Origin of the sequence: Bacillus sp. P14.5 (genome assembly GCF_003316765.1) — a bacterium.
Lineage (GTDB): Bacteria > Bacillota > Bacilli > Bacillales > Bacillaceae_B > Rossellomorea.
The window spans coordinates 75,022-96,572 of the sequence record NZ_NIJF01000039.1 but is presented as its reverse complement, the minus strand read 5'-3'; the positions used below and the strand labels follow the sequence as shown (position 1 = coordinate 96,572).

Annotated in this window: 19 protein-coding genes and 1 pseudogene; 14 read left to right on the top strand and 6 right to left on the bottom strand. The window is 41.4% G+C overall.

The window, feature by feature from the left end; translation table 11 throughout:
• Window positions 1-50 precede the first annotated feature (50 nt).
• The 5 genes from remB to dnaA form a co-directional block, all read right to left on the bottom strand.
• Window positions 51-311: an extracellular matrix regulator RemB gene (gene remB, locus B9Z54_RS04855; protein WP_113927367.1), complete on the bottom strand. Its 261-nt coding sequence runs from the start codon at window positions 309-311 to the stop codon at window positions 51-53.
• 9 nt (window positions 312-320) lie between these two features.
• Entirely contained in the window at window positions 321-1,439 is a 1,119-nt protein-coding gene (gene recF, locus B9Z54_RS04850; RefSeq protein WP_113927366.1) for a DNA replication/repair protein RecF, read from the bottom strand.
• A 14-nt stretch (window positions 1,440-1,453) separates the two neighbouring features.
• On the bottom strand, window positions 1,454-1,675 hold the full coding sequence (gene yaaA, locus B9Z54_RS04845) for a S4 domain-containing protein YaaA (RefSeq protein WP_113927365.1): 222 nt from the start codon (window positions 1,673-1,675) through the stop codon (window positions 1,454-1,456).
• A 251-nt stretch (window positions 1,676-1,926) separates the two neighbouring features.
• Window positions 1,927-3,063 (bottom strand): DNA polymerase III subunit beta, encoded by a 1,137-nt coding sequence (gene dnaN, locus B9Z54_RS04840; protein ID WP_113927364.1) that lies wholly within the window; start codon window positions 3,061-3,063, stop codon window positions 1,927-1,929.
• Between the two features lie 505 nt (window positions 3,064-3,568).
• A complete protein-coding gene (dnaA, locus tag B9Z54_RS04830; protein ID WP_113927362.1) occupies window positions 3,569-4,915 on the bottom strand; it encodes a chromosomal replication initiator protein DnaA in 1,347 nt (448 codons plus the stop codon).
• A gap of 1,033 nt (window positions 4,916-5,948) precedes the next feature.
• On the opposite strand from dnaA, the gene rpmH reads away from it, so the two are divergent.
• The 11 genes and pseudogenes from rpmH to B9Z54_RS04775 all read left to right on the top strand — a co-directional run bounded on the left by rpmH (window position 5,949) and on the right by B9Z54_RS04775 (window position 17,632).
• Window positions 5,949-6,083: a 50S ribosomal protein L34 gene (gene rpmH, locus B9Z54_RS04825; protein ID WP_006837292.1), complete on the top strand. Its 135-nt coding sequence runs from the start codon at window positions 5,949-5,951 to the stop codon at window positions 6,081-6,083.
• A 376-nt stretch (window positions 6,084-6,459) separates the two neighbouring features.
• Complete coding sequence (gene rnpA / locus B9Z54_RS04820) at window positions 6,460-6,831, top strand: ribonuclease P protein component (RefSeq protein WP_113927361.1); 372 nt, start codon at window positions 6,460-6,462, stop codon at window positions 6,829-6,831.
• Window positions 6,832-6,996: 165 nt separating this feature from the next.
• Window positions 6,997-7,773 carry a YidC family membrane integrase SpoIIIJ gene (gene spoIIIJ / locus B9Z54_RS04815; protein WP_113927360.1) on the top strand — a complete coding sequence of 259 codons (777 nt, stop codon included), beginning with the start codon at window positions 6,997-6,999 and terminating at the stop codon, window positions 7,771-7,773.
• Complete coding sequence (gene jag / locus B9Z54_RS04810) at window positions 7,770-8,393, top strand: RNA-binding cell elongation regulator Jag/EloR (RefSeq protein ID WP_113927359.1); 624 nt, start codon at window positions 7,770-7,772, stop codon at window positions 8,391-8,393. The genes spoIIIJ and jag overlap by 4 nt, the downstream gene beginning before the upstream one ends.
• A gap of 553 nt (window positions 8,394-8,946) precedes the next feature.
• Window positions 8,947-10,332, top strand: a complete 1,386-nt coding sequence (gene mnmE / locus B9Z54_RS04805) for a tRNA uridine-5-carboxymethylaminomethyl(34) synthesis GTPase MnmE (protein ID WP_113927358.1) — start codon at window positions 8,947-8,949, stop codon at window positions 10,330-10,332.
• Window positions 10,333-10,428: 96 nt separating this feature from the next.
• Window positions 10,429-12,316 (top strand): annotated as a pseudogene (gene mnmG, locus B9Z54_RS04800) (tRNA uridine-5-carboxymethylaminomethyl(34) synthesis enzyme MnmG).
• A 37-nt stretch (window positions 12,317-12,353) separates the two neighbouring features.
• Complete coding sequence (gene rsmG / locus B9Z54_RS04795) at window positions 12,354-13,070, top strand: 16S rRNA (guanine(527)-N(7))-methyltransferase RsmG (RefSeq protein WP_113927357.1); 717 nt, start codon at window positions 12,354-12,356, stop codon at window positions 13,068-13,070.
• Window positions 13,071-13,555: 485 nt separating this feature from the next.
• Complete coding sequence (gene noc / locus B9Z54_RS04790) at window positions 13,556-14,437, top strand: nucleoid occlusion protein (RefSeq protein ID WP_113927356.1); 882 nt, start codon at window positions 13,556-13,558, stop codon at window positions 14,435-14,437.
• A 323-nt stretch (window positions 14,438-14,760) separates the two neighbouring features.
• Window positions 14,761-15,522 (top strand): ParA family protein, encoded by a 762-nt coding sequence (locus tag B9Z54_RS04785; protein WP_113927355.1) that lies wholly within the window; start codon window positions 14,761-14,763, stop codon window positions 15,520-15,522.
• On the top strand, window positions 15,515-16,366 hold the full coding sequence (locus B9Z54_RS04780) for a ParB/RepB/Spo0J family partition protein (RefSeq protein WP_113927354.1): 852 nt from the start codon (window positions 15,515-15,517) through the stop codon (window positions 16,364-16,366). Before B9Z54_RS04785 ends, B9Z54_RS04780 begins: the two co-directional genes overlap by 8 nt.
• 546 nt (window positions 16,367-16,912) lie before the next feature.
• Window positions 16,913-17,632 (top strand): DUF554 domain-containing protein, encoded by a 720-nt coding sequence (locus B9Z54_RS04775; RefSeq protein ID WP_113927353.1) that lies wholly within the window; start codon window positions 16,913-16,915, stop codon window positions 17,630-17,632.
• Window positions 17,633-17,841: 209 nt separating this feature from the next.
• Here B9Z54_RS04775 and yyaC read toward each other — a convergent pair whose 3' ends face one another.
• A complete protein-coding gene (yyaC, locus tag B9Z54_RS04770; RefSeq protein WP_113927352.1) occupies window positions 17,842-18,462 on the bottom strand; it encodes a spore protease YyaC in 621 nt (206 codons plus the stop codon).
• Between the two features lie 192 nt (window positions 18,463-18,654).
• On the opposite strand from yyaC, the gene B9Z54_RS04765 reads away from it, so the two are divergent.
• The 3 genes from B9Z54_RS04765 to ychF all read left to right on the top strand — a co-directional run bounded on the left by B9Z54_RS04765 (window position 18,655) and on the right by ychF (window position 21,396).
• Window positions 18,655-19,605, top strand: a complete 951-nt coding sequence (locus tag B9Z54_RS04765) for a mechanosensitive ion channel family protein (RefSeq protein WP_113927351.1) — start codon at window positions 18,655-18,657, stop codon at window positions 19,603-19,605.
• Window positions 19,606-19,617: 12 nt separating this feature from the next.
• A complete protein-coding gene (locus B9Z54_RS04760; RefSeq protein WP_113927350.1) occupies window positions 19,618-19,815 on the top strand; it encodes a DUF951 domain-containing protein in 198 nt (65 codons plus the stop codon).
• Window positions 19,816-20,295: 480 nt separating this feature from the next.
• A complete protein-coding gene (gene ychF, locus B9Z54_RS04755; RefSeq protein ID WP_113927349.1) occupies window positions 20,296-21,396 on the top strand; it encodes a redox-regulated ATPase YchF in 1,101 nt (366 codons plus the stop codon).
• The last annotated feature ends 155 nt before the right edge of the window (window positions 21,397-21,551 follow it).

Genomic DNA, 21,551 nt, shown 5'->3' with positions numbered 1-21,551 from the left:
CACCTACACTTCCTGTGCATGTAATCATGCTTGAATATTAATTAGTCTCACTATCTATTTAAAAGATTGTCATGGGTATTCCATTTTCTCGAACGCTTCTTCAATGTGGTGGATGCTAATGGTGAAAGATACAGCTGGTCCACGGTGACCACTAGAGACTTATATGTACCCTTTGCCAGGTTGCTCGTCTGTTTTTCTTTCTTTTTAAGAAATAATTGTATTTCGTCTGAAAATTGAACAGTGTCCTTGTCAATAATGGCAACAATTTCATCCGTTCTGACCATCACATCTTCCCCAACATGAATATACATGGAAACACCTCACTTCACTCTCTTGATCTGACCGGCTTCAACTTCAAACGTTGTGGCCTCATTCAATGTCTGATGATCGATGCCGTCCACGTTGGTCGTGGTGACAAAGGTCTGCACCTTTCCCTGTATGGTATTGAGTAGATGGGACTGCCTGAAATCATCCAGTTCAGACAATACATCATCCAGTAAAAGAATCGGGTATTCTTTAATTTCTGAATGAATCAGTTCAATTTCAGCGAGCTTCAGAGAAAGGGCCGTTGTCCGCTGCTGACCTTGAGATCCGAAAGTCTGGACATCCCTGTCATTGACAAAGAATTGCAGATCATCCCTGTGAGGACCGGCAAGTGTAACCCCTCTATCTATTTCGCGCTGTCGCAAATTATTAAATTTGTCCTCTAGTATTCCTACCATTTTCGACCAATCTTGATCTTCGCATACATCTATGGACGGTTTATATTGAATATCCAGGGTTTCAATACCTCTGGAGATACCTGAATGGATGGGGCGTGCCCACTCTTGCAGAAGTTTGATAAAGTCAAATCGCTTGCGGATGATTTTTCCTGCTACCTCAATCAGCTGTTCAGTCAAAACATCAAGCATCGTCTCATCTTTCTGCTTTTTGGTCTGCAGCATCTTCAAGTAGTGATTACGCTGCTGAAGTATCTTTTGGTACAAAGCAATGTCATGCAAATAGACAGGTGATACCTGCCCGATTTCCATATCAATAAAACGACGCCTTACTTGAGGGCTCCCTTTGACTAAATGGAGATCTTCCGGCGCAAACATGACTACATTCATATTTCCAACATATTGGCTTAATTTCTTCTGTTCAATATGATTGGACTTGGCTTTCTTGCCCTTTTTGGAAATCACCAATTCAAGGGGGAGAGAGCCATTATGTTTTTGTATCCTGCCTTTTATTTTAGCATATTCCTCATCCCAGCGTATTAAATCTTTATCATTTGATGTCCGGTGGGATTTCGCCATTGCCAAAACATAAATCGACTCCATAATATTGGTTTTTCCCTGGGCATTTTCACCCAAAATAACATTCACACTGTTTTCAAATGTGATATCAATGGAGTCATAGTTTCGATAGTTTTTGAGCTGAATTTCTTCAATGTACATAAACAGTCATCCTCTTATTCTTCGTCAGAGATGATGAAAGCCCCATTTTCCTCTATTTCAACTTTGTCTCCAACCCTCAATTTTCTTCCTCTTCTTTGATCTTGCTCCCCGTTAACATAGACTTCATATTCACTCAGGAACCATTTGGCCATTCCACCTGATTGAATCAGTTCAGCCAGCTTTAAGAACTGGCCCAATGTTATATATTCAGTATCAATGGTAATTTGCTTTTCCATGATAGATCACTACTTTCCGGCATAATATCTAATTATTTTATTTTACTATATTTTCGCCTTAATACAAAACACTACCTGTAAATGTCTTGGGAGAAGGTACTGCATTACTTTAAAGCACTGAAAGGGACAGTCCCTCTTAGTACTTTAAAGTAATAAAGCATACTGATTTACAGTCTCTTAAAATGAAAAAGAGACTGGCTGCATAACGGAAAATTTAGTCAGACAGCCAGTCGGTTCATATACATTTGGAATTAATAGGTTCTTACAGGCAGAATCAACTGCAATATGGAGTCATCATGCAGCGGCTTAATAACAAACGGTCTCATTGCTCCTGTGAAATCAATATGAATTTCTGTTCCTTCCAATGCTTTCAAAGCATCCATCATATATTTAGCACTGAAGGAAATCTTCAACTCTTCTCCCTCATTCGATTGGCTTTGAACCTGCTCGATGACTTTCCCGATTTCAGGTGTATTGGAAGAAATCTCGATCACACCGCTTTCAACAGTGGATAATTTAACAACATTGTTTCTTCCCTCTCTTGCCAGCAGGGACGCACGGTCAATTGCTTGAAGAAATTCTTTGGTTGCAAGGACCAGCTCCGTTTTGCTCTCGTTAGGGATCAAACGGCTTGTATCCGGATAGTTGCCTTCCAGCAGTCTGGAGAAGAACAATAGATGTTTAGCTTTGAACAGCACTTGATTATCAGTGATGACAATCTCTACAGGTTCAGAATTATCATCCAGGATTTTGCTCAATTCTGTCAGGCTCTTTCCTGGAATTACGATATTGTATTCATTTCCAGTATCACTTTCAAGCGGCGCTTTTCTCATTGCTAACCGGTGGCTGTCTGTTGCAATACAGGAAAGTTCTCCGTTTTCCACCCTCCAGTTTACACCTGTCAAGATGGGGCGTGTTTCTGAGGTGGACACTGCGAACACAGTTTGTCTGACCATAGTCTTCAGCAAGTCGGTTGGCACCTTGAAAGCATTTCCTTCTTCAATCTGCGGGAGGTGTGGATATTCCTCTGGATCAAGTCCGTTTAAATTAAATTCCGCTTTCCCTGAACGGATTACTGTCTGCAAGTGGTTCTGGACTTCGATTTCCACTGTATCCATAGGAAGTTTTTTAACGATTTCGCTAAAGAACTTGGCCTGCAGGACAATCCCGCCTTTTTCAATTACTTCGACAATCTCATTTCCATCTTCTTCTGTTGGGATAAAAGACTCGATGGATATATCAGAATCACTTCCTGTCAATGTGACTCCTTCATCAGTAGCGATAATTTTTATTCCCGTAAGAATGGGAATCGTTGTTCTGGATGTGACAGCTTTCATGACATCTCCGACACTCTGTACGAGATCGTCCCTTTGGATAACAAATTTCATTACCTTTTCCTCCAGTTTGAACATAATTTTTTTACTGCAGCATATACTAATATATTTATTAAAAAAATAGTACTAGTAGTAATAGGGCCTGTTAGTATGTGGATAAGTGCGAAAAACGAAAGGAAACACAGCCTATCCACATGTGGACAGACTGTGTGCAAACATAGCAAAGTTATTAACAGTATTCAGGATAACTCTCTATTAACTTTTTGGTATTTTAAATGGATTTCCGCTCCAGGCGCACGACTCCGAGGGGCGGGCGTTGAGCCTCCTCGGCTTCCACTCCAATCCTTCTACGTAAAAATGGTGAGAATAAAGCATTCTAAAGCGACAACCTTTTAGGAAAGAGCCTTACTTACTTAAAGATTTAGGGCTGTTTATATAGGTTCGCTGCAGCTGCACGACTTAGTTCAGCTGGGCTCTGTAACCAGGTGTCCTCAAGTCCTGGATGTGATCGCACACCTTCCTTTACCAACACAACCATAATTAAGAGGGCAAAAAGTAGTTAACTTTTTAAAACATCCCTGATCTCTTTCAACTGATGCTGGAAGGTTGTATCCGCTCCGAGCATCTTAGAAATTTTCTCATGGGCATGAATGACGGTCGTATGATCGCGTCCCCCGAATTCTTCACCTATTTTCGGAAGCGAGAAATCCGTCATTTCCCTTGATAAATACATGGCGATCTGTCTGGGGAAGGCAATAGATTTGGTCCGCTTTTTCGCTTTGAAATCCTCGAGCTTTATATTGAAATGCTCACCGACAACTCTTTGGATATCGGCAATCGTGATGACTCTAGGCTTGGAGCTTGGAATAATATCTTTTAAAGCTTCGGCAGCAAGATCGGCATTGATGTCTTTATTGATAAGCGATGAATAGGCGACGACCCTGATCAGCGCACCTTCAAGTTCACGGATGTTGGAATCGATTTGATTGGCGATGTACAGCATCGCTTCATTTGGAATATCCAATCCTTCCGCTTTCGCCTTCTTTCGCAGGATGGCAATCCTTGTTTCCAAATCAGGAGGAGTTATATCCGTAATCAGTCCCCACTCAAACCGTGAGCGGAGCCTGTCCTCAAGAGTTGGAATCTCTTTGGGCGGGCGGTCACTTGAAATGACAATCTGCTTGCTTTCTTCGTGAAGTGTATTGAATGTATGAAAAAACTCTTCCTGTGTTTGTTCTTTGCCTGCCAGGAATTGAATATCATCGATTAAAAGGACATCGACACTGCGGTATTTGTTGCGAAAGTCAACGGCTTTATTGTCTCGAATGGAATTAATGAATTCATTCGTGAATTTTTCAGAAGATAAATAAACCACTTTAGCAGCCGGATTATGCTCAAGGACATAATGTCCGATGGCATGCATCAAGTGGGTTTTCCCCAGTCCTACTCCTCCATAAATGAAAAGCGGATTATATGCCTTGGCAGGCGCTTCGGCAACTGCCAGTGATGCTGCATGGGCAAAACGGTTCCCGGATCCAATAACAAAGGTATCGAACATGTATTTAGGATTAAGCATGTTTTGATGAAACTCCTGGCTGTCGTCATTATCAGCCACTTTCTTCGGAGGTACAGGCAGATCGAATTCTTCCGGTTCCTGATTCTGCGGAATGATAAATTTAACGATGAGTTCTTCTCCTGTAATATCCAATAGAACACCGGAAATTAATTGAGAATACCTTCCTTCAAGCCAATCCCTGGCAAACTCATTGGGAGCGGTGATGATAAGTGTATCTCCTTGTATGGAATGAGCTTTAGTAGACTTCAACCAAGTATCAAAACTCGGTTTGCTTATCTTTTTCTCTATGTTCGAGAGGGCTTTATTCCATAAGTCCCCTATATTCTCCAAACTGGTCCCCTCCTTTTCCTCTAAGAGTATGTACAACGTCTGTACAGCCTTACTCTCTGATAAAAGTTTGTTATTCATAAAAATACAAAACTATGAATGTGGAAAAATATATAATAAGGAAGAAAAACGGTTATTCGACAATATCCACCTTATGTGGACAACCTTTTACAAAGGCTCTGTATAAACTATCCACAAGTTATCCACCAACTGTGGATAACGCATTTTGCCAACAATAGTAATTCAGAGTGAAAACACAATAATCATATCAGAATATCCTTACCGTTGCAATGACTTTTAAACTTTATCCACAATAGCCCGTTCTTGTTGAAAAAACTTTTCCACAGGTTATTTATTTGTGAAAAAGGTGTCAATATGTGCTGTGGATAGTTAATTTCCGTGTCGAAAAATATCCACAGGGGGTGTGGAATCAGTTTTAGTAGTGATAAAGTACAAGGTGAGTCAGAGAATTTCAAGGTAAGGAATTTGCGAAGATTTTAGGAAAATAACTCGAATAGGATAAAATAAAGCAGATGAATTCTTTTGAGATCTCCCTGGATGAAATAGCGGTTTTCAAAACCATTTCGGAAAAAATTCTATAACCCGGATTTTTAACCTGGATACTGAGGTCTTCCCCTCTAAATGTTGAGAAAAGCTTTTTCTTTCTTAGTTACCAGGTTTTTCAGGAGAATGATGGCGGGTTTTTCGCTGTTTGATAATAAATTCAAATCTTTTAAGTGATTTCATCCAAATTTACAAGGTATCCTCTTCAAAGAGATGGCGGTTCAGTTAAGAATTCCTGCGGTTATAAATCAAGAAGGAAAAATAAGAGCTCAGGCACCCAATCATTCCAAAGAAAGCTTTAAGAGGAATTTATGTGGAGAAATAGCAGATTCAAATTTATCTGTAATTTAAGGAGCACAGCCTTGCAAAAAATTAAAAGAGGTGGTATTGACAATTTATATACCTCTCTTTATAATTGAAAAGACTGTCTTTAACCTATAATTTTATCCATTCCTTTAGGGAGGTGTCATATATGAAAAGAACGTTTCAACCAAATTCTCGTAAAAGAAGCAAAAACCACGGTTTCCGTGCACGTATGAGCTCAAAAAACGGCCGTAAAGTTCTAGCTCGCCGTCGTCAAAAGGGAAGAAAAGTATTATCTGCCTAGGCCACTGAATTTATCAGTGGTCTTTTTTCAAGGCTCTTTTTCGTAAACTTTGTTGCTGTTTAATATTAATTTTACAGAAAACCCCCATTTAATCAGAAATATCCAGGTAAGCAAGAAAGAAAAGAGCTGCTCCCTCCGTTTGGAGAGAAAAAACTTAGGATCCGGGGAAAAATCCGGTTCTAGGGATTTTTCCGAGAGCAACAATATAAACGAAACAGCCTTTTTTCAATTAGTAAGGAAATTTCCCATAGTCATGGGGAGAGCATCTTAGTGGTGGATTCTTCATCTCTCCGGGGGTATAAATCTTCTTATTATAGAGAAAACAGGTAACATAATGATTGAACAGATTTACTTTTTAGAAATAGCAGGTGGGTAAATGCGAAAAGAACAGCGAGTGAAGAAAAACAGCGAATTCCAAGAGGTGTTCAAGAAGGGTACTTCATTTGCCAACAGACAGTTTGTTGTGTACAAACTGAAAAAAGAAGATCAGCAATTGTTTCGAATAGGTCTTTCTGTCAGCAAGAAAATTGGAAATGCTGTTGTCCGTAATCAGGTTAAACGATATATCAGACAGGTCTTTCTGGAATTGAAAGATGATGTCAAGAATCAGTATGATTACGTTATTATCGCCAGAAAACCGGCGGCCGATATGGAATTTCATGAAATCAAGAAAAGCTTGATGCATGTTTTGAAGAAATGCAAAGCGCTTGATGCCAAGCAATCCGCGCAGTTTGACAAAAGAAAATAGAAAAATCGTAAGAACTTAGACAAGTTTCTACAGCATAGGCGATATAAAAGATGTTACAATATCTCTGTGTTTGCACTAGTTCCGATGATTGAAATTCAGATGATCGGAGTTTGTTTATGGACAAGCCAGGTTGTCCGGAAAAAAGTTTTAGGGAGGAAGTAGAGGGTGAAAAAAAGATTTTTAGCCGTGCTTGTCATGATCGGGCTTGTAACTGTCCTGTCAGGATGCATGGAATATAACCAGCCGATCACAGAGGATAGTTCCGGATTTTGGAATGAATACATTGTGTATCCTCTTTCTTTATTAATTACGAAAGTATCCGAATTTTTTGATGGAAGTTATGGTTTAGGTATCATTATCGTTACTCTCATCATTCGTTTAGCAATTCTTCCGCTAATGATTAAACAGACGAAGAATTCAAAAGCGATGCAGGCACTTCAGCCTGAAATGCAGAAACTGCGTGAAAAATACAGTTCTAAAGATGCTGAAACACAGAGGAAGCTGCAGCAGGAAACAATGGGTCTTTTTCAAAAGAACGGTGTCAATCCATTAGCCGGTTGTTTTCCATTAATTGTTCAGATGCCGATTTTGATTGGTTTCTATCATGCCATAAGCCGTACTGAAGAAATAAAAAACCATACATTCCTATGGTTTGACCTGGGTCTTCCGGATCCATTTTATCTTCTTCCGCTCATCGCTGGTGCGACAACTTTCATCCAGCAAAAAATGATGATGGCTGGAACAGCTAACCAAAATCCGCAAATGGCTATGATGCTTTACATTATGCCTGTCATGATCATCATCTTTGCCATCAACTTCCCGGCAGCACTTTCCTTATACTGGGTAGTGGGTAACTTATTCATGATCGTTCAAACCTACTTTATCAAAGGACCTGACTTGAAAGTACAGGCTGCAGCAAAAAACGGGGGAGCTAAAAAGTGAGAGAGGTAACTGCTACTGGTCCATCGGTCGAAGAAGCAGTGGAATCCGCATTAGCTCAATTGAACATCACCAGAGAAGAAGCTGAAATCGAAGTAAAGGATGAGGGGAAAAAAGGATTTTTCGGTCTTTTTGGATCCCGTCCTGCCACAGTTAATGTAAAAAAGATCGTCAATCCATTTGATGAAGTTAAGAAATATTTGATTTCTGTCAGTGAAATGATGGGAATCGACGTCGAAATTGATATTAAAGTGGACGGCCGTCATGCCGAGTTTCAACTAGCAGGTGAAAAAATTGCCTTGTTGATTGGAAAAAGGGGACAGACACTGAATTCACTTCAGCATTTGGCCGGTCTAGTGGCCAACCGCTATTCAGATCAATTTCTGACTGTCGTGCTGGATGCAGAAAATTACCGTGAAAGACGGAAGCAAACACTCGCAAACTTAGCAGAAAGACTCGCTGAGAAAGCGGTAAGAACCAATCGAAAAGTTTCATTGGAACCAATGCCTTCCTATGAACGAAAAGTAATTCATTCCGCTTTAGTGAGATCCAAGAAAGTGGACACCTTCTCGGAAGGATCCGAGCCAAACCGCTACATCGTGATAGCGCCTAAAAGAAAATAATGAGTTCATCCAGGCTGATAACCAGCCTGGATTTTTTTGTTTGGATTTTTTAATTATCCGGCTTAATTTACAGTGTGTTATGAATGTTTTATATAGTTAACTAGCGGTACACCCAGTTCAGGATCCATTATCGGTCTGTTAACGCCAAATCAGCACTCATGAATTTCCGCTGCCTGACAACTGCTTTCATCATCGATAAAAAATATATCAAAGGACCTCAGCTTTTTAATAAGCAGCACTGTGGAAAACTATTAAAAATAAAAACACTATCTATTCTGATTCGCTTTATTGTTATTCACATGTGGATAAGTTAAAATGAGAGAATGAGGAAAATGTCTTTGTGGATAAATATGAACCTGAACTTTTTTATCTATGAAGAGTATGATATTCTAATCATTTAGAGGATGAAACGCCTATAAAGAACATTTAATATAGATATTTTACCGTTGGAATGGCTAAGTTAGTAAAAAGCCATTACGGATCTTTTGGTGTGTTCAAAATTAATCTATGGACACCAGATAGGATTAAGAGATTAAGAAAAGAGGTGAGAGAGATGGAATTCGATACAATAGCGGCCATTTCTACTCCGATGGGAGAAGGTGCGATAGCAATCGTTCGATTGAGCGGGGATCAAGCCTTCAATATCGCGGACAAGGTCTTTAAAGGAATAAAAGGTGATTCGGTCCACGGTGTTGCTTCCCATACGATCAACTACGGCCATATCGTCGACCCTTCTACTGGAGCGGTTGTAGAGGAAGTCATGATGTCGGTCATGAAAGGCCCCAGAACCTTCACCCGTGAAGATATTATCGAAATCAATTGCCACGGCGGCTTGGTTTCAGTCAATAAAGTTCTTCAGCTGGTACTGAAATATGGGGCTCGCTTAGCAGAACCCGGAGAATTCACGAAGAGGGCTTTCCTTAATGGAAGAGTCGATTTATCCCAAGCTGAAGCGGTCATGGATTTAATCAGGGCTAAGACGGACAGAGCCATGAACGTTGCTCTTAACCAAATGGAAGGTAGATTGTCCAAGCTGATCCGGAAGCTTCGCCAGGAAATACTGGAGACGCTGGCCCACGTGGAAGTCAATATCGATTATCCGGAATATGACGATGTCGAAGAAATGACTCATGGCGTTCTGCTGGAGAAATCGAAGTATGTTCGGGCTGAAATCGAAAAGCTTCTTCGTACCTCCGTACAAGGAAAAATTCTTAGAGAAGGGCTTTCAACAGTTATTATTGGAAGGCCGAATGTAGGGAAATCTTCATTGCTAAACAGCCTTGTCCATGAAAACAAGGCGATTGTGACAGATATCCCTGGAACGACAAGGGATGTAATAGAAGAGTACGTAAATGTGCGTGGAGTTCCACTGAGGCTTGTTGACACGGCTGGGATCCGTGAAACAGAAGATATTGTCGAAAGAATTGGAGTCGAACGTTCAAGACAGGTTTTAAAAGAAGCTGATTTAATCCTGCTTGTACTGAATTACTCGGATGAATTCACCCATGAGGATGAACAATTGTTCAAGGCGGTCGAAGGCATGGACGTTATTGTCATCGTCAACAAAACAGATCTTCCTCAGAAAATTGATATGGATAAAGTGAAGGATTTGGCATCACAGCATGCAATCGTCACTACTTCCTTATTAGAAGAACAGGGTATCGATGAACTGGAAGAAGCCATATCGTCCCTGTTTTTTGCAGGATCTCTTGAAGCCGGGGATATGACCTATGTATCAAACAGCCGTCATATTGCTTTGCTGAATCAAGCACATAACAGCATTGATGAAGCAATCAATGGTGTCGAGATGGGGACTCCTATCGATATTGCCCAGATCGATTTAACTAGAACCTGGGAACTGCTCGGTGAAATTATCGGAGAAAGTGTTCATGAAAGCTTGATTGATCAGCTATTCTCACAATTCTGTTTAGGAAAATGACCGTTGGCTGCGGTTATGAAAGAAGCAGCCAATTACAATAATAAATTTACAAAATTACAAAAATATAGAAGTACCAACAAGGAGGAAACGAAAACGATGCAATATGAAGCAGGACAATTTGATGTCATCGTTATCGGTGCGGGCCATGCAGGCGTAGAAGCTGGATTGGCAGCTGCAAGAATGGGTGCCAAGACCATGATGATTACAATCAATCTCGATATGGTCGCATTCATGCCGTGTAACCCGTCAGTAGGCGGACCCGCAAAGGGTATCGTCGTCAGGGAAATTGATGCGCTGGGCGGAGAAATGGGTAAAAATATTGATAAAACCCATATCCAAATGCGTATGTTGAATACAGGAAAAGGACCTGCAGTGCGGGCTTTGAGAGCTCAGGCAGATAAATTTTCCTATCAGCATGAAATGAAAAAAATCATTGAAAATGAATCGAATATGACCCTTCTCCAAGGAATGGTCGAAAGCCTCATCATTGAGGACGGCGAGTGTAAAGGTGTGGTAACACAGACAGGAGCCGGTTACCGTGCGAAAACTGTTGTTATCACTACAGGAACTTTCCTGAGAGGTGAAATCATCCTTGGAGATCTTAAATATTCAAGCGGTCCGAATAATCAGCAGCCATCCATCAAGCTTTCTGAGCATTTGCAGGAGCTTGGGTTCGATATGGTCCGTTTCAAAACAGGAACTCCCCCGCGGGTAAACAGCAAAACAATCGATTATTCAAAAACAGAAATCCAGCCGGGCGATGAAGTTCCCCGTGCATTCAGTTATGAAACAACACAATATATCACAGATCAGCTGCCTTGCTGGTTAACGTACACCAATGCAGAAACACATCAGCTGATTGATGATAACTTGAGCCGTTCCCCTATGTACTCGGGCATGATCAAAGGAACCGGACCGCGTTACTGCCCATCCATTGAAGATAAGGTTGTCCGCTTCCATGATAAACCGAGACACCAGATTTTCCTTGAGCCTGAAGGAAAGAACACTCAGGAGGTATATGTACAAGGATTATCAACGAGCCTTCCGGAAGATGTGCAGATGAAGATTCTTGCCACTATCCCAGGCTTGGAGAAAGCGCAGCTGATGAGAGCAGGTTATGCAATCGAGTATGATTCCATTGTTCCGACACAGCTATGGCCGACTTTGGAAACAAAAAAATCAAAAATCTTTATACAGCCGGACAGATCAATGGTACATCCGGATATGAAGAAGCAGCAGGACAAGGCTTGATGGCCGGTATAAATGCCGCCTGCCGTGCTTTGGATAAAGAAGAAGTAATTTTAGATCGATCAGATGCTTACATTGGCGTACTGATTGATGACCTTGTAACAAAAGGCACAAATGAACCATATCGTCTTTTGACTTCTCGAGCGGAATACCGCCTGCTTCTCCGCCATGATAATGCGGATCTTCGCCTTACAGAAATCGGCCACAAAATCGGCCTTATTCAAGATGAACGCTATGAGCGTTTCCTAACGAAAAAGGCATCGATTGAGGAAGAAAAACAACGGTTGAATTCGGTCAGACTGAAGCCAAATGAGGAAACCCAAAATGTCATCAAAGCAGCCGGCGGAAGTGAACTGAAAGACGGCATCCTGGCGTCAGACCTGCTTCGCCGTCCTGAGATGAATTACAGCCATATCAAAGCTTTGGCACCAAGAGAAGAATCTTTAACTGAAGACATCGAAGAACAAGTGGAAATCCAAATTAAATATGAAGGATATATTGAGAAATCGCTGCAGCAGGTCGATAAAATGAAGAAGATGGAAAATAAAAAATTCCAGATCAAATTGATTATGACGCCATCAACGGCCTGGCATCTGAAGCAAGACAGAAACTTAAAGAAGTCCGTCCTTTATCGCTGGCTCAAGCTTCAAGGATTTCCGGAGTGAATCCTGCAGACGTTTCAATTTTGCTTGTGTATATTGAACAAGGAAAAATTGCCAAGGTAACGGCTGAATAATAGAAGCGAAAAGAGCTTTAAAGGAAGGATTGAAGCAATGAATATTTCCCAGTTTACAGAAAAATTGAGCGAAAAGGGCATCCATTTGACATCGAAGCAGCTTGCCCAGTTCGAAGAATACTACGAAACTCTTGTCGAATGGAACGAAAAAATGAATTTAACAGCTATCACGGATAAGGAAGAAGTGTATTTGAAGCACTTTTATGATTCCATCACGGCTGCCTTTTACCTGGATTTCAATCGTGAGATCCGGGTGTGCGATGTGGGTGCCGGTGCCGGTTTTCCCAGTATTCCGCTGAAGATTTGCTTTCCGCAGATTGAAGTGAATATAGTGGATTCCCTGAATAAGCGGATCACTTTTCTGAATCATCTATCAGAGAAGCTTGGACTGGAGAATACCAACTTTTATCATGACCGCGCCGAGACATTCGCACAGAAACCAGAACACAGGGAACAATACGACCTGGTAACCGCAAGGGCTGTCGCCAGGATGTCTGTATTAAGCGAATTATGTCTTCCGCTGGTGAAGAAGAATGGTACTTTTGCCGCTATGAAAGCAGCAAGCGCTTCAGAAGAGATGAATGTCGGAAAGAAAGCGATCGCAACTCTAGGCGGTGAACTGAAAGAAGTGCATTCCTTTCAGCTTCCCATTGAAGAAAGTGAAAGAAACATCATTGTTATTCATAAAGTGAAGCCGACACCTAAGAAGTATCCGCGTAAACCTGGAACACCCAATAAGCTTCCGTTAGAGTAACATCCATTAAGAGCTATGTGCATCAACCGGTTCCTGTTAAAGACTTTGATTGTACAATATCATGAATGATAATCGACTATTTATATGATGTTAAAGATTTGTTTTAATATTTTCATTGCCATAATGGGCTCAGACTTTAGGAAAGTATATTTCAGGTATGGAATTTAAGGCTGGTGAATATATCTAGACGTTTTTTGATTGGAGCGGAAGGTACGTGATCTCCTGCGGGATTAGCGGGCAGGTGAGACCCCGCAGGCAAAGCCGAGGAGGCTCACCCCCGCCCCGCGGAGTCACGTACCTGAAGCGGAAATCAAATATTCTATCCGATCAACACTGTTAAGGTTAGTTTTAATTACAAAAAAACAAGATGTTCACACTGAAAAAAGTGTCGATTAATATCTGACAAACGGTCAAAGTGATTGCAGGAACTTGTCATATGATAGAGAATAGTAAATAAGGGAGTTCCTTAAAGGTGGTGTAGGAAGATGAAGCATCCTTTCTCTCGTTTTTTTGGCTTAGGGGAAAAAGAACAAGATACCAATCAGGAAGTGGAATCCGCTGTCAGTGAAGTAAGCGAAGTGAATGACAGAGATGAAGTCAAAAATATTCCAGTTTCCAATATTGTCCCTAACCGATTTCAGCCAAGAACTGTCTTTAACGAAGAGAAGATTGAAGAACTATCGAGAACGATTCATACTCACGGAATCATACAGCCGATCGTCCTGCGGCAAAGTGATGAGGACCAGTATGAAATTATTGCAGGGGAGCGCCGGTTCCGGGCAGTTCAACTGCTTGGATGGGAAACTGTGCCTGCAATCATTAAAAATATGTCTGATACAGAAACAGCTTCTGTTGCATTGATAGAGAATCTGCAAAGGGAAGAGCTTTCTCCGATCGAAGAGGCTATTGCCTATGGCAAACTGCTTGAACTTCATAATCTTACCCAGGAGGCCCTGGCACAGAGACTTGGAAAAGGCCAGTCCACTGTTGCCAACAAGCTCAGGCTCTTAAAGCTTCCTCAAGAAGTACAGGAAGCCATCCTGGCCAAGCAGATCACAGAAAGACATGCGAGGGCGCTCATTCCTCTTAAAAAGAAGGAAAAACAAGTGATTTTGCTGCAGGAAGTCATTGAGAAAAGCCTCAATGTCAAACAAACCGAAGACAGAGTGGACAAAATGCTCTCTGAAGGCGAAGAGAAACCTAAGCCGAAGCGCAAGGCCTTCAGCAAGGATATGAGAATAGCGGTCAATACCATCCGCCAATCACTGTCCATGGTCTCTGACAGCGGAATCAATCTTGATTCCCAGGAAGAAGAGCATGAAGAATATTATCAATTCACTATAAAGATACCTAAGAAAAAGCAATAATAGTCTATTAATCTGCTATAGCGTCATTCCTATATTCCCAGATATTTATTGTGCTAATTGAACAACAAGGACTACCTCCTGTCTCAGGATTACGGCTGGAACCTGACTTGTTTAATATAATTTATGACAACAGCACAATAGATGCTTTCAGTGAGAAACAGGTAAATGGTTTCTCACTTTTTGTATGCAGCCATTCAATATAAATTGGAAATAGAATTTTTTTGAAATGAAAGACAAACTATTCCGGAATTTTGATAGAATAGAAGATAGACGATTAATTTTTCAAGAAATTGAATTGGAAGTTCAAAGGGCAGGTGAAATCCTTGGGCAGAATAATTGCCATAACCAACCAGAAGGGCGGAGTGGGCAAGACCACTACATCCGTCAATTTGGGAGCGTGTTTAGCATACATAGGAAAGAAAGTGCTTCTAGTCGACATTGATCCACAAGGAAATGCCACCAGTGGTGTGGGCATTGAAAAAGGTGATGTCCAGGAATGTATATATGATGTTTTAGTAGATGATGCAGAAGTGAAGGATTTGGTGAAGCCGACAACTGTGGAAAGGCTGTTTGCTGTTCCGGCGACAATCTCGCTGGCTGGTGCGGAGATTGAGCTTGTACCTACCATCTCCAGGGAGGTCCGCTTAAAGAGGGCACTTGAAAAGGTGAAGGATGACTACGATTATATTATCATCGATTGTCCTCCATCTCTTGGGTTGTTGACGATCAATGCTTTGACAGCTTCAGATGCCGTCATCATTCCCGTACAATGCGAATATTACGCACTTGAAGGACTGAGCCAGCTGCTGAGTACTGTCAGATTGGTGCAAAAGCATCTTAATCATGACTTGGCAATCGACGGCGTCCTGCTTACTATGCTGGATGCGCGAACAAACCTCGGAATCCAGGTCATTGAAGAAGTGAAAAAGTATTTCCAGGATAAAGTATACCGTACCATTGTTCCTCGAAACATTCGGTTAAGTGAAGCTCCAAGCCACGGAGAACCAATCATTATATATGATTCTAAATCCAGGGGTGCAGAGGTTTATCTAGATCTAGCAAAGGAAGTGGCTGCGAATGGCTAAAGGACTAGGTAAAGGAATCAACGCATTATTTGCCAATGTGGATGCTGAGAAAGAAGAAGCAGTTCAGGAAATCAGCTTGAAGGAATTAAGGCCAAACCCTTATCAGCCGCGTAAGGTATTTGAACCGGAAGCTATTAAAGAATTAAAGGAATCAATCCAGGAGCATGGGATTCTTCAGCCAATCATAGCCAGAAAAAGCATTAAGGGTTTTGAGATAGTCGTTGGTGAGAGAAGATATAGAGCGGCTAAGGCAGCAAAGCTTGATAAAGTCCCGGTTGTTGTCAGAGAAATGACTGATAAACAAATGATGGAGCTGGCAGTGCTTGAAAACCTGCAGCGCGAAGACCTCTCTCCGATTGAAGAAGGCAATGCCTATCAACTGCTTATGGACAAGCTCGATCTTACACAGGAGCAGCTGGCTAAAAGACTGGGGAAAAGCAGACCGCATATAGCCAACCATATCCGCCTTCTCTCCCTGCCTGTGCCGATTCAGCAGCTGATCATCGATAATAAAATTACGATGGGACACGGCCGTGCCCTGCTAGGCTTAAGAAAGAAAGAGAAACTGCAGACAGTTGTCGATAAAATAATTAAAGAAGCCTTGAATGTAAGGCAGCTGGAGCAGCTGATTCATGACTACAATGAAAATGTTTCACGTGAAACAAAGAAACCTGAAAAGAAGGATGTTTTCATAAAAGAACAGGAAACGATTTTAAGAGAAAGATTCGGTACCAACGTTTCCATTAAACAATCCAAGAAAAAAGGCAAAATCGAATTTGAATTCTTCTCAAAAGAAGATCTTGATCGAATACTGGAAATGCTGAGCCATATGGAAAATAAATAAAAGATATTCATTGAACTGACCATATAGTTGTGTTGGTTCTTTTTTTATTGCTTTTAAATGCTCTTTTCGTAAACTTGCTATTTTATATGAACCTTGTAAGGTACCGGCATTATTCACGAAAATATTCTGGTAAGCAAAAAGAAAAGAGCTGCTCGGCTTTTTAGAGAGAAAAACCATAGTATCCAGGAGAGATTCTTGCTCTAGGGATTCTATCAAAAGCAAAAATTAATACGATAACAGTCTATTCTATAGACATTTTCTAATAATGCTTTAAAATCCGTTTTCACCTTAATCCCCCTTTACGCAGGAGGATTGTAGCGGAAGGCGTACGATCTCCTGCGGGACTAGCGGGACAGGTGAGATCCCGCAGGCGCAGCCGAGGAGGCTCACCGCCCGCCCCGCGGAGTCGTCCGCCTGGAGCGGAAATCCCATACTTCTCATTAGCCACAATCTTTGCGAAAAGTTATAAAAAAATGTAGGCAATTACAATGAAAAGTGCTATTTTAGTAGAAAGTATTTCGATAATCGAAAAAGGAGAACGTCTTTATGGTACTTTTAGGAACAATCGTTAACGGAGTGTGTATCATCATAGGCACTTTGCTCGGCAAAATGCTCCACCGCATTCCTGAAAATATGAAAGGAACGGTCATGTATGCAATTGGATTGGCTGTAATGGTACTGGGGCTGCAGATGGGAATGAAAAGTGAAAACTTCCTTGTTGTCATCATCTGCCTGGTGCTCGGTGCAGTGATTGGTGAATGGGCCGGCCTTGATGATAAGCTCAATGCTTTGGGAATTTGGCTTGAGAAGAAGATGGGGACGGAAGGCAGTGAAACAAGCATTTCCCAAGGCTTTGTGACTGCGACCTTGATTTTTGTCATCGGTGCGATGGCTGTCATAGGGGCACTGGACAGCGGTATCCGTGGAGCTCATGATGTTCTTTATACAAAGGCGATCATTGATGGATTTACTTCACTTATTTTAACAACAACATTGGGAATCGGTGTAATGTTCTCCGCTATTCCGGTAGTTCTTTACCAAGGAACCATCGCTTTATTTGCTACGCAAATTGACCGATTTGTCCCTCAGGCAGTAATGGATTCTTTTATCGTTGAAATGACCTCCGCGGGGGGAATCATGATCTTTGCGATCGGCCTTAATCTGATTGGCGTGACAAAAATCAGGGTGGCGAACCTGCTTCCTGGCATCCTGGTGGTGGCAGCGGTTGTTTCAATCATGTATGGCTATCAGCAATTTATTTTATAAACTAAAAACACACTAAGCTAATGCTGCCAGGTGTGTTTTTTCTATTAGCTCTTTTTATAAACTTTGTTGCTATTTAATATGAATTTGGTAAGATAACACCATAATTCACCATCCTGGGAAGCAATAAAGAAAAGAGCTATTCAAACCCCAGTATTCGGCTTTGGGATTTTTCCGAAAGCAAACAATTTTCTGTCCAAGCAGCCTTTCTATTAGAGCAATTGCTGTTTTTCTTCAGTAAGGTTCATTTTGAAGATCGTCTCTTTTCGAGGGCGTGCCTTGCTTGCCAAATAGATTCCTTCTGAAATGATTCTGGCCATTTTTAGAACAAGGTTCAACCGGGTATTCTGCAAAACAAAGAATTCCATAAAACCACTGACATTCACAATTCCGGTGATGTGCATGTCCCCTACATCTGGAAGTTCCTTATTTACACCAGCACCAGGCTTTACTGGTCCGTCGCCAAGCTGGATAGCCCCGACGCTCTTGAGTCTTCCAAGACAGGCATCGATGCCGATGATGAATGGATTCAGGTGGCTCTTCCTGATTTCCTCCAGCTTCTCTTCCAGGTTGACAGCATGGATAGGGTCATCAAGAGTACCGTAAATATGAAATCCGTCTGTTACTTTTTCTTCTAAAAAGGTGCCGACGAGTGGTCCTAAGGAATCGCCTGTTGAGCGGTCTGTTCCGATACAAACGATTACTACGGGTCTCACAACTGTCGGAAGCATAGTGAGCAGTTCCGCAGAAATCGATGCTGCCGCTTTTTCATCATCATGCAGCACTCGGTATGGCTCGGCTTTCCGCTCAAAAAAACCCTTTTTCAGATTCATTCCCTCCACTCCTTTGCATTAGTATTAACAGTATACGGAAAAAAAGGCTTATCTATACATAGTATTATGTATTTGTCACAAACTAAGACTTTTTAAACAATTTTCGGATAGTTTGCTTGCCGCTATCCAAATACGGGTAAAATTGATACAATGAAATATATTTTCTGAGAGCTTACTAGGAGTGGATTTTTAATGAGTCAAACAAATAATAATGAGGCTGAAAATCCGTTAGAGGAATCTGCTGATGAGGCTAAACAAGTAACACAAGAATTCTGGGATAAGTTAATTAGTGATGACTTATGGATTGAGATTGGTTTAGCTTCAGTAAAAATAATTTTAATTTTATTATTAACTGCTGTTGTCCTTAAAGTCGGTAGAACAGTTATTAGAAATATATTCAGGGTGCGTTCACGGTCTCCTTTTAAAATAACGGAGAGACGAGAAGCTACCTTAAGTAAACTATTGGAAAATGTCTTGACCTATGTTGTGTATTTCATAGCAATCACGATGGTTTTAACCAACTTGGGAGTTGAGATTGGAGCTCTCTTAGCCGGTGCGGGAATTGTCGGTTTAGCGGTTGGTTTCGGAGCTCAGAACCTTGTGAGAGATATTATCACCGGCTTCTTCATCATCTTTGAAGACCAGTTCTCTGTAGGGGACTTCATCCGTGTCGGGGCACTGGAAGGAAATGTGGAAGAAATCGGTCTGAGGACAACCAAGATCAAAAACTGGACAGGAGAACTCCATATTATCCCTAACGGAAATATCGCCGAGGTCACCAACTTCTCCATCCATAACAGTATTGCGGTAGTGGATGTCAGCATTGCCTATGAAGAAAATATTGAAGAAGCGGAAAGAGTGATCAGTGAACTGCTGCAGACGATGCCTCAAAAATATGAGGAACTGGTGACACCGCCGGATTTACTGGGTGTCCAGACTCTTGGAGCTTCCGATGTTGTCATGAGGATAGTAGCTGAATGTATCCCAATGCAGCATTGGGCAATGGCGCGCAATATACGAAAAGATGTTAAACTTGTATTGGATAAACATGGAATTGAAATTCCGTTCCCTCGAATGGTTATGTATAACAGACAAGAAGAAGAGAGTATAGAAAATTCCGTAAGACAGCTTGATAGTGAGTAGGGAGGAAAAGGTATGGAGCCAAAAAGCTTTCAATTAAACGATGTCGTTGAAATGAAAAAGCCGCACCCCTGCGGCGTCAATCGCTGGAAAGTCATCAGAATGGGCATGGATATCCGTATCAAATGCCAGGGCTGTGACCACAGTATCATGCTTCCAAGAAGAGAGTTTTCGAAAAAGATGAAGAAGGTATTGGAGTCTGCGGGAGAATAAAATACGATAAAGAAAGAGAGCATTCGAATGGGATGCTCTCTTTCTTTTGAAAATTTTGGGGTTTCATTTTACTTGGCTAGAGCGGTTGACTTCCGCTTCAATCATAAATCAGTATTCTTAAAACCCATAGTATAATAGAATGTTTTAATAAAGAAGATTCAGTCTTCCCGGACTTAATCTTCTGTTTGATCATTTCATTTCTCTAACAGGAATATTGGAAACTTGTGCTGTGAATCATGGGCAATTTGATTTTTTGGTTAAAGAAATATCCAGCCTAATGGGTTACAAAGCGATTTGGGTTAAATTTAACCATTTATCATTACGGGGTCAAAGAAAAGTCTAGCTCCCTCAATTCCACCCTCCCCTTGTGTTTCTACCACTTAAAACCTATAATTAGAAATGGTTTGAATAATTTTAGACTTTCACTGCCGGTTCATCAGGCAGAATAAATATAGATCCATTTAATGAGGAGTGACCAAAATGGCTTTAACAGCTGGAATCGTTGGTTTGCCGAATGTCGGGAAATCAACTCTATTTAATGCAATTACTAAAGCAGGTGCAGAGTCTGCCAACTATCCTTTCTGTACAATCGACCCGAATGTCGGAATAGTAGAAGTTCCTGACTATCGCCTTGATAAATTGACTGAGCTTGTAGAACCGAAAAAAACCGTTCCCACAGCTTTCGAATTCACTGACATTGCCGGAATTGTTAAAGGTGCCAGCAAGGGTGAAGGACTTGGAAATAAGTTTCTCTCTCATATCCGCCAGGTGGATGCGATCTGTCAGGTTGTCCGCTGTTTTGCTGATGACAATATCACTCATGTTTCCGGAAAAGTCGACCCGCTTGATGATATTGAAACCATCAACCTTGAGTTGATTCTTGCTGATCTTGAGTCTGTAGACAAACGGATTGCACGCGTGCAGAAATTGGCCAAGCAGAAAGATAAAGATGCTGCCTATGAGCATGAGATCCTTGTAAAATTGAAGGAGGCATTTGAAGAAGGCAAATCCGCTCGTACGGTTGAGTTTTCTGATGAGCAGATGAAGGTTGTAAAAGGACTTCACCTTCTGACGATCAAGCCTGTCCTTTATGTGGCCAATGTCAGTGAAGATGATATCGTGGATCCTTCTGATAACGAATACGTTCAGCAGGTCCGTGAATTCGCTAAAGGTGACAACGCCGAAGTGATCGTTGTATGTGCGAAAATTGAATCTGAAATTGCCGAGCTGGATGATGAAGAAAAGGCTATGTTCCTTGAAGAGCTTGGTATCGAAGAGTCTGGTTTAGATCAGCTGATCCGTGCAGCCTATAATCTTCTTGGGCTCGCCACCTACTTCACCGCAGGCGTTCAGGAAGTACGTGCGTGGACATTCCGACATGGCATGAAAGCTCCTGAATGTGCTGGAATCATCCACACTGACTTCGAAAAAGGCTTCATCCGTGCGGAAACTGTATCTTATGATGACCTGGTTGCAAACGAGACCATGGGAGCTGCGCGTGAAGCGGGTAAAGTAAGACTTGAAGGAAAAGAATATATCGTGAAAGACGGAGATGTCATCCACTTCCGTTTCAACGTATAAGATATTTGAAGCTGTTCAAGTGTCCCAGTATAAAATGGGCACTTTGAACAGCTTTTTCTTATTGACAGCATCCCGATTTTTCCAGTAAAATAGAGCTATCTTGTAAAGCAAGGTATATTTTTTTGTTTCGCTACCTTGCAAAACAAGTTAGAGAG